The organism is Chryseobacterium sp. CH21 (genome assembly GCF_004119445.1).
In the GTDB taxonomy this organism is placed as follows: Bacteria; Bacteroidota; Bacteroidia; order Flavobacteriales; family Weeksellaceae; genus Chryseobacterium.
In genome coordinates this window covers 1-591 of record NZ_QICI01000080.1, presented here as the reverse complement: position 1 = coordinate 591, position 591 = coordinate 1, and the positions used below count along the sequence as shown (strand labels likewise).

The window sequence follows — 591 nt, the reverse complement described above, 5'->3', positions numbered from 1 at the left end:
TTATCACCAAGCAAGATACAATCAGACAACTGTTCTTTAATGTCCTTCAAAAAGTGAATATCATGAATAGATGCCGGACTTAGGTCTATACTTTGAAAAACACCGTTCACAGAACAAACCGCATGAAGTTTGTAGCCATAAAAAGACATTTGCTGTGATGCGCAAAAACCTCTGTTTGGATAACAATACTGTTCATCTTTACATATTTTAGAACGTGCGCTTCTGGAGATTTTACAGATTTCCAAAGGCATACTGTCGACAATAAAACAATCTTCAAATTCATTAAAACTCTGAGCTATTTTCAAACGTATTTCATTGATTTTCAAATATAATTTTCGCTTTCTGCGATTGTAAACACTCCGTTCTATCTTCTCGCTTATAAGACCAGGAAGTTGGCGGAACAGATGATTTTCACTGTCAATCCCCATGTATTCAGCAGTCAAGACGAGGCTTACAACCTCTAAATCCTTCATTTTGGGAATACGTCTCTGATAAGATAAAAGTGTTTCATCTGAAATTTCCCGTAAAACTTCCAAAATTCTTCCGTAATTTGCAATTAAGTTGTTCATTGTAAATGTTTTGTAGCAAAAA

1 protein-coding gene is annotated in these 591 nt (G+C 34.9%); it reads right to left on the bottom strand.

Annotated features, from left to right (window positions below):
* Positions 1-569 (bottom strand): IS982 family transposase (locus BOQ62_RS16860; protein WP_129041308.1); only part of this gene is annotated, 569 nt, incomplete at its 3' end.
* Between the last annotated feature and the right edge of the window lie 22 nt (positions 570-591).